Origin of the sequence: Lujinxingia sediminis (assembly GCF_004005565.1) — a bacterium.
GTDB classification, from domain to species: Bacteria; Myxococcota_A; Bradymonadia; order Bradymonadales; family Bradymonadaceae; genus Lujinxingia; species Lujinxingia sediminis.
This window is the reverse complement of sequence record NZ_SADD01000026.1, coordinates 1-8,523: the sequence shown is the minus strand read 5'-3', so window position 1 is coordinate 8,523 and position 8,523 is coordinate 1. Positions and strand designations below refer to the sequence as shown.

9 protein-coding genes are annotated in these 8,523 nt (G+C 64.8%); all 9 read left to right on the top strand.

Going from position 1 to position 8,523, the window contains the following annotated elements:
• Nucleotides 1-521: 521 nt before the first annotated feature.
• The 9 genes from EA187_RS20040 (at nucleotide 522) to EA187_RS20000 (ending at nucleotide 8,519) form a co-directional block, all read left to right on the top strand.
• Entirely contained in the window at nucleotides 522-1,058 is a 537-nt protein-coding gene (locus EA187_RS20040; protein ID WP_115608138.1) for a DUF4178 domain-containing protein, read from the top strand.
• A gap of 4 nt (nucleotides 1,059-1,062) precedes the next feature.
• Nucleotides 1,063-2,184, top strand: coding sequence for a hypothetical protein (locus tag EA187_RS20035; RefSeq protein ID WP_127781462.1), 1,122 nt, complete (start codon nucleotides 1,063-1,065; stop codon nucleotides 2,182-2,184).
• 47 nt (nucleotides 2,185-2,231) lie between these two features.
• Complete coding sequence (locus EA187_RS20030) at nucleotides 2,232-2,663, top strand: DUF350 domain-containing protein (RefSeq protein WP_115608141.1); 432 nt, start codon at nucleotides 2,232-2,234, stop codon at nucleotides 2,661-2,663.
• Nucleotides 2,664-2,679: 16 nt separating this feature from the next.
• On the top strand, nucleotides 2,680-4,260 hold the full coding sequence (locus EA187_RS20025) for a polyamine aminopropyltransferase (RefSeq protein WP_127781461.1): 1,581 nt from the start codon (nucleotides 2,680-2,682) through the stop codon (nucleotides 4,258-4,260).
• Nucleotides 4,261-4,287: 27 nt separating this feature from the next.
• A complete protein-coding gene (locus EA187_RS20020; protein ID WP_115608146.1) occupies nucleotides 4,288-4,530 on the top strand; it encodes a hypothetical protein in 243 nt (80 codons plus the stop codon).
• Between the two features lie 269 nt (nucleotides 4,531-4,799).
• The gene (locus tag EA187_RS20015; RefSeq protein ID WP_127781460.1) at nucleotides 4,800-5,633 is read left to right on the top strand and encodes a hypothetical protein; all 834 of its coding nucleotides are present in this window, start codon (nucleotides 4,800-4,802) and stop codon (nucleotides 5,631-5,633) included.
• Nucleotides 5,634-5,675: 42 nt separating this feature from the next.
• The gene (locus EA187_RS20010) at nucleotides 5,676-6,485 is read left to right on the top strand and encodes a hypothetical protein (RefSeq protein ID WP_127781459.1); all 810 of its coding nucleotides are present in this window, start codon (nucleotides 5,676-5,678) and stop codon (nucleotides 6,483-6,485) included.
• A gap of 207 nt (nucleotides 6,486-6,692) precedes the next feature.
• Complete coding sequence (locus EA187_RS20005; RefSeq protein ID WP_127781458.1) at nucleotides 6,693-7,481, top strand: hypothetical protein; 789 nt, start codon at nucleotides 6,693-6,695, stop codon at nucleotides 7,479-7,481.
• Between the two features lie 348 nt (nucleotides 7,482-7,829).
• Complete coding sequence (locus EA187_RS20000) at nucleotides 7,830-8,519, top strand: hypothetical protein (RefSeq protein WP_127781457.1); 690 nt, start codon at nucleotides 7,830-7,832, stop codon at nucleotides 8,517-8,519.
• Nucleotides 8,520-8,523 lie beyond the last annotated feature (4 nt).

Here is an 8,523-nt window from a genome sequence, read left to right as displayed (position 1 = left end):
CCGACCCCCGGTCACTTCAACCGACCCCCGGTCACTTCAACCGACCCCCGGTCACTTCGACCGACCCCCGGTCACTTCAACCGACCCCCGGTCACTTCGACCGACCCTCGGTCACTCCGACCGACCCCCGGTCACTTCAACCGACCCCCGGTCACTTCAACCGACCCCCGGTCACTTCGACCGACCCTCGGTCACTTCGACCGACCCTCGGTCACTTCGACCGACCCCCGGTCACTTCAACCGACCCCCGGTCACTTCAACCGACCCCCGGTCACTTCGACCGACCCTCGCTCATTACGAACCTCCCCACACCGCGACCCCCCGGCGCCCCACAACCACCCAACCACACAACCACCCAACCACAACACGCACGCCCCCCACCCCCCACGCCAACTCCCCACACCGCGAACCCCCGACGCCCCCACACCGCCCCTCGAGTGCACAGCCCATTTGCACAGACCTCGCCCCCATGATACCCGAACAACTCTCTTGCTGGTGCACCCATCTTGCCCGGAGCTGTGATGCTGGCCTGGATCAAACGCTTCTTCGCCGCGCTCTTTGGCAAACGCCCCGAAGCGCTGCAACTGCCCCCGGGGCGTGACGTTAACCTGAGCAGCCTGCGCATCGGCGATGTGGTCGTGCACCTCGATCAGACCTACATCGTCAACCAGCGCATCGTGAACCATGCCAACGGCTTCTTCTGGCATGATTACAAGCTCTACGGCGGCGATGACGCCCATATCTGGCTCTCGGTCGAAGACGACGATGAGCTCGAAGTAGCGCTCTACCGCCCGGCCGACCTCATGCTCAGCGAGGAGCCGCCCGACGAAATCGACTACCTCGGGCAACGCTTTCGCCTGACCGAGAAAGGCACCAGCGACGCCAAAATCAGCCGCGAGAGCGGCAGCGAAACCCGCACCACCGCCTACTCCTGGGACTACGAGGGCGATGGCAACACACGCCTCAGCGTGCAGCGCTGGGGCGAGGGTGAGTATGAGGTGATGGTGGGCGAGCCGGTCCATGCCGCCTCGCTTGATGTGATGGCCCAGCCGGACTGAGACCATGACGATCCGAAACCGCCCCCTTATCCCGCTTTTCTTTGCGCTCCTCTGCGTGGCCGGTGCCATCTACGGCCTGGTTGGCGAGCGCAGAACCCTCTTTTACAGCGAGACGGCCAACTTCACCGAGCTCGACTCCCCGAAGCAGCTCCCGGCCGTGGAGCTCGATCCCGGGCGCATGTACACCCTCAACATCCGCTACGCGGTGCCCATGCCGGTCAACGGCGCGATGGACCTGGGCGCGGCGGTGGTCAACAGCGATGGCGAGGAACTCCTGGAGCTTGAAGACTCCTACTGGCGCGAGGCCGGCGTCTGGCACGACAGTGGCGAGTCGGGCTCCTGGGACGAGCAGAACGCCCACACGCAGTTTAACTTCCGGGTCCCCGAAGCTGGCACCTACCGCCCGCAGCTCACACTTTTTAGCGCCCGCGACGTGCGGGCTGCCGCCTTCACGGTGCAGCTCCTGAGCAGCCAGCCGCGTAGCGTCGGCTCCTGGCCCTTCATGCTGGGCATGCTCATCTTCATTGGCATCGCCGTCTACGTGGCCCGGGGCCGCACCAAAGTCACCCGCAAACTTCTCGAAAAAATGGGCCCGGGCTCCCAACTCAAGCTCCGTGGTGAGCTGCTCACCGTGACCGATGTGCGTGAACACCGCGAGCCTGGTGAACAGGCCGGTTACGAGCTGCGCCTGCACAACCACCGGGGCGAAGAGCACTTCATCGCCATCGAATCCTACGAAGAAGAGTACACCGACAGCGAGGGCGAAGAGCATACCCGCGACCACCGCTACATGTTGCGCTGGCTGGAACTCAGCCCCGATGAGCTGTCCAGCATCGAGCAGCAGGCCCACAACCAACGCTGGGTCCGCGTGCGCAATACCACCCTCTCGCTCGACCGCAACAACAGCGGCACCGGTAGCCTGACCACCCACTATGAAGGTGAAGCATACCACAGCAAGTACAAAGCCTGGGTGTACTTGCCCTCCCCCATCCCTCGCATCCACGCCTCAGGCGCCCTCATCCTGGAGCACGTCCTCTACGAGGAGCGTGGCGAGCATGAGTGGAGCCTGATGGAGATTCTTACCTGGAAAGATGTCGAGATCACCGCGTTGAAGCCCCGCGCCTGAGCGCGCCTGGAGGCTGCCCCAAAACCACACGCTGCACGAGGAACCCCATGAACATGGCAGAGCTGGGTCAACTGATCACACAACTTCTGGGCTGGAGCCTGGGCGGTATGGCCGCCCTGGTACTGGCGCGCTACGCCTACAAGATCATCGCGCCTTTTGACGTCAACGCTGAGCTGGTCGGCGACCGCAACACCGCCGTCGGTGCCAGCAAGGGCATGTTCCAGATCGCCGCGGCCATCATCCTGCACGGGCTCGTCGGCGGCGAACGCATGGCCAACACGCTGTGGGCCGATATCGCGCTGGTCACCGGCCTCTTTCTCCTGGGGCTCTTGATGCTCTGGATCGGTCGCATCGTGCTGGTCGCGGCCACCTCCTTCGACTTCAACAAGCAGATCCACGAGGAAGACAACCTCGCCATCGGTCTCATTGAAGGCAGCTACTTCATCGCCTTCGCCGTGATCATTCACGGCGTCATCTGAGCACGCCCCGCAGCCTATGAGCTCCCCGAACCACGACGATATCTCCGGGGTGCCCCCCCAGCCCCTGGGGGGCCGCCAGCGCACGCTTCTGGCCATCGTAGCCTTGAGCGTGGGTGCCGTCTCGATCTGCGGCATCATCTACCAGCTCATCGTCGGCACGGTGAGCACCTACCTCCTGGGCAACAGCACCTTCCAGTTCTCCATGACCATCGGCCTCTTCATGTCGGCCTACGGTCTGGGAGCCTTTCTCTCCACCCGCATCAAGACTCGCCTGGTCGACGTCTTTGTACTCACCGAGATTCTGGTGGGGCTTGTGGGGGGCCTCTCGGCCTTTGCCCTCTTCTACCTCTATGCCATCGGCGGTTTTTTCGAGATCGGGCGAGTGGTGCTGATCCTGACGCTGGGCACGCTGGTGGGCCTGGAGATGCCGCTCTTGATCCGCATCAGCGAAGAGCTGCGCCAGGATCTGCGCCTGAGCGTCGGTCAGATGATGGGCGTCGACTACCTGGGTGCCCTCATCGGCGGGGTGGCCTTTCCGCTGCTGCTCCTGCCGATCTTCGGCATCATGGGCTCCTCGCTGCTCATCGGGCTCTTCAACGTGCTGGTGGCCCTGGTGATGCTTCAGGTCTTTCGGCCGATGCTCACTCGCGCACGCGCCATGCTCACCCTGGGCGCGCTGGCGCTGGCGCTGCTCGGCGGCGCGCTGATCGTCAACCGCCCCATCGAGCGCCTGGTTGAGCGCGAGCTCTACGAAGACCCGATCGTCTTTATGGAGCAGACCCCCTACCAGAAGATCGTCATGTCGAGGCGCAACGACGATATCCGCCTCTTTCTCGACGGCTCGCTGCAGTTCTCCGCCCGCGACGAGTACCGCTACCACGAGGCCCTGGTGCACCCGGCGGCCAGTCGCCTTCAAACCATCGAGCGCGTCCTGGTGCTCGGCGGCGGCGACGGCCTGGCGCTGCGCGAGCTCGGTCACTACGAGAGCATCGCGCATATCACCATGGTCGACCTCGACCCGGCCATGACGCGTCTGGGGCGAGAGCATCCGATGCTGCGCGAACTCAACGACCAGGCCTTCGAAAAACGCCCGGTCGACGTGCTCAACGTCGACGCCTTCAACTTCGTGCGCGAGTTTGAAACGCGCGATGAGCCGCCCTTCGACCTCATCATCATCGACCTTCCCGATCCTCATCACGAGTCGCTGGCCAAGCTCTACTCGGTGACCTTCTACGTGAGCCTGCAGGCGCTCCTGGCCCCCGAGGGCCTGATGGTCGCCCAGCTCGGAAGTCCCTTCTTTGCCAACCGCACCTACTGGGGCGCCCTCGCCACCCTGGAGCGCGCCGGCTGGCAGACGCGCCCCTTTCACGCCAACGTCCCCAGCTTTGGCGAATGGGGGTTTGCGCTGGCCTCCCCGGGCGTTGTGCCCCCCGCGCCCCTTCGCGACATCAAAGGCCGCTTCTACGACAGCGACCACGACCGCGAGCTCTTCTACTTCCCCCCCGATCTGCGACGCCGCCAGCAGGTCGAGCCCAACACCTTGATGCGACCGGTGCTCATCGACTACTTTCGTGATGACTGGCGCAGCTGGAACTGACCTGCCCCCTACCCTTCAGGTTTTGCCATGAACGGACACGCCATCGGCCTCGCATTCCTCTGCGGCCTCGTCTTCTTCTTCGTCGCGCTGGTCGCCGTCGCCGCCAACCCCGATGACAGCCCGCCCACCGACAACGATCGCGAGTACACGCGCCGCCACCACGACATGCACGTCATCTACTACGGCCGTCACGCCTACCCCCGCTCCGGGCGCCTGGGCAGCGTGGGCAACCGCAGCTTCCGAGGCGGTGGGTTGCACGGCGGGAAATGACGCGTCGACACCCGCCTCCGCGTTCAGCTTTATCCCAAAAAACGACCCACGGTCACCTCCCGGCTGACCGTGGGTCGTTCTTTTTGGCGCAATATCAACACCTTACCCATAACCCGCACCCCGCCCTCACGAACCTCCCCACCCCGCAAACCCCGACGCCCCACAACCATTGAACTCCTCCCCCCATCTCGGTACCCTCTTCCACTCATCAAACCAACGCGAGGGGCCCGTGCACCCTTGCCTGAGCCTTTCGTACCGAGATTTTCATCATGCCTCCACCACCTACCACGCGGCACTGCGCAGCCCTGGCACTGACGACACTCCTCGCCACGGGCTGCGGCCCCTCCGCCTCTCCGGATCATCTCAGCAAGGGAGATGGCTGGGAGTTCGAGGAGCCCGGCAGCCCCGACGGCTCGAGCGGCCCCGGCAACCTCAACGACCCCAACGACTCGAGCGGCCCCGGCGACCCCAACGAGCCGAATGAATCCGACGAGCCCGCCGGACGCTACCTCCAGCCTCTCCCCGAGGGGTTTGAGGTGCCGCTGCTCGACGAAGCCTTCGTCGTACGCCTGGAATGGGAGCACCTCACCGATGAGCGCCCCCTGGTGAGCCGGTCTGTCGACCTGGAGCTCATCACCTGCATCACCCCGCCCGGCCAGAGCTTTGACCGCCACCACACCGAGGCCTGCATCTCCTGGAGCAACCCGCTAAGTCAGTGGCGCATCGCTGGCGAAGCCTACCCGGTGCGCGCGGGCGAAGACGCCACCCGCGACGGGGTCGCCGAACAGGTCGGCCATCCCCTGCTGCCCGCCGGACGCACCCATGTCGGCGTGCGTTACCACTACGGCGGCTACGACGCCCGCGCCACCCTGGCCATCTACCTGGAGGGCCGGCGCATCTGGGAAGACACCAGGATCCTCACCGAACGCGACCAGACCTGGTATGCCGCCATCTTCGCCTGGTCCAACGAACCCGACATCCGCGAGAACCCCGTCCGCATCGAGCCGTCCCCCTGCACCTCCGAGTCCCTCGGCGCCTGCGCCCATGACGGGCTCTATGCCGAAGAAGTGCTCCTCGAAGGCGCGGACATCGACGCCGAATAACCCATAACAATCAACCAATTGACCTTACCCACGAGATTCACCATGCGCCCCAACCTCTCTATCGTCACGCTCTGCGCCCTGCTGCTCGCCGCAAGCGCCTGCACCCCCGAAAACGCTGAAACTCCTGCCGACGACTGCCCCGACGCCTCCTGCGACTGGCAGCTTGAGGACGCCGCCGGCGAAGACACCGACCTTTTGCCCGACGCCGGCCCGGACGCCTCCGATGCCGACGCCGACGCCCCCTATGATATGCCCGACTGGCGCCCCCAGGATCCCCCTCCGCGCCCCGAACGCGACGTCCTCATTGAGGTGATCTGGGAGCGCCTGGATCCCGTGGATGAAGACGCGAGCCCGTACATAAACTCCTATACCGACCTCGATCTCTTCTACTGCCATGCCCTCGACGGATTGCACGCCCTTAACACAGACAGCGGCTGCACGAGCTACCGCAACAGGCGTGCCGGGTTTGATCCCACCCCGGATGGTGAGCGCATGGAGACCGAGATGCAGCTCGATAGTCACTTTGTCGACTACCCGGAATGGGTCGTGCACGATCACCCCACCGCCGGGCGCACCCACCTGGTGGTCCAGGGCTACAGCGTCCAATTCGCCGTCCGAGCCCACGCCCGCGTCTACCTCGATGGCGAGCTGGCCTGGGAGAACTCGGTGGAGTTCACTCCCGAGGTCAGCAAAGCCATCTGGTACGCTGGCACCATCGACTGGCACGAAGACCCCGCTCATGTCACCATCACCGACGGCCCCTCGTGTGCTGAGAGCAATAGCGATGATGCCTGTCATGACGTGAACGATGCGCTCTACCTCCGGGATGTCACCTTCGCCGAGGCTCCCTGACGCGGCGTTCCCAGAGCACCTTCATCATGGAAAGCAATGAAAAACCGGCCCCTTCAGGGGGGTCGGTTTTTTTATATCGTGTAACGCCCCCGTCCACACCTTTGACCCCATCCCCCTCTCGCGCTAGCCTCACCCCACGCTCAAACCAACCACCGCGGAGGGAACGCACCGGCCACCGGCCCCTTCGCCGCCACCGCCGAGACGACCATGACCCGACCTGGCTCCCCAGCACACTCGCCACCCCCTCCCCCCCGTGTTCTGTATCGTCTGAGCGGCGCACTGCTCCTCGCCGCACTGACCACATCCTGCGGCCCGATCGAAATCGACGCCATAGCGCCCGGCGACCCCGACGCCCGCTGGGACTTTTACGAAACGCCCATCCCCCCCGAGCCCGCCGAAGATCCCTACCTGCCGCCTGTGCCCGACGACGCCGCCGCCCCGCTCATGCAGGAGCCCTTCGTGATGCGCCTCTCCTGGGAGCCACTGATCGACGGGCCGATTTTGAGAGACGAGGCCGTCGACCTCGATCTCATCGCCTGCATGAGCCCGCTGGCCACCTCCTTTGACGCCCCCAACCGCCTGGGCTGCACCTCCTGGCGCACCCCGCAGAACCAGTGGGGCATCGACGGCGCCATCTACCGCCCCCGTGCCGGCGAAAACGCCACCCGCCACGGCCTCGTCGAGCAGGTCGGCCATCCCATCCTCCCCGGCCAGCGCACCCACGCCGCGGTACGCTACATCGCCGGCGGCCACAGCGTGCTGGCCAGGGTCGACGTCTACCTCCATGGCGAGCGCATCTGGCGCTACCGCCAGGCCCTCATCGCCCCCGGCCAGACCTGGTACGTCGCCCTCTTCGACTGGCTCCCCCACACCGACACCCCGGAGCGCTTCCGCCCTCTCTCCTGCCTGGCCGACCACACCAACACCTGCACCTTCGACGGTCTCCATATCGGTGATGTCCATCTTGATTTAAGCGACCACGAGAACGAGGAGTAAGTTGACTCGTCTCTTGCTCAACTCACGGGCAGCTTTTCCGGCCGCCCGCACGAATTGCCCCACAGCGCAAACCCCGGCACCCCACAACCACCTGACCACAAACGCGCGCCCCTTCGTACGCCCTGAGCTATCGTTGACGGCGTAGTAAAACGCCACTCCACTAACATTTGTAACACCCCCCTCTTTCTGGGTAGCTTGAGCCCATCATCCCGCCCTCGCCGGAGAGGCATCGCACGCCACCCTGTACGCGATGCTCTCGATACAACCGACGTGACATCAAAAGCAGCTCAGAGCGCATCCCCCATTCAACCATGATTTCAGACACTTAACATCCACAGGACACTCATCATGCGCCGTACTCTCCCCATCAGCGCCCTCTGCGCCCTACTCCTGCTCACCAACGCCTGCACCTCCGAGAGCGTTGACACCGCCGACTGCCCCGACGCCCCCTGCGACCAGCAGCCTTCCGAGACGCCCCCGCTCCCCCAGGACGAAGTCGTCATTGCGCTCTCCTGGGAAAAACTCACCCCCGGCGACGAGGCATCGGACTTCCAGGGTGCCCTGGACCTCTATTACTGCAACTCCGAACAGGCCTCGTTCTCCCAGGCGATTGACGAAAACGACTGCATCTTCTGGAACAACAGCCCGGCCTCCCTCCAGCCCGATGGTGCCGACGCGGTGCCCGTCACCATGGTCAACACCGCCGGCTACACCGATCCCCCCAACTACATCGTGCACGACGCGCTCCCCTCCGGACGCACCCACATCGTCGCCATGGGCCACAATCACACCGACGCCATTCGCGCCCACGCCCGCGTGTACCTGGCCGGCGAGCTCATCTGGGAAGCCTCCCAGGAGATTGGCGCAAACGATATCCAGACCCCCTGGTACGCCGGATCCATCGACTGGCACGAGGACCTGGCCCAGGTCACCGTCTCCCCGGGCATCCCCTGCGCCGACGCTGCCGAGCCCGCATGCCACGCCGAGAGCGAGGTCCTCTACGAGAAGTACGCCACGCTGAGCTTCCCACAGGATTAAGCGC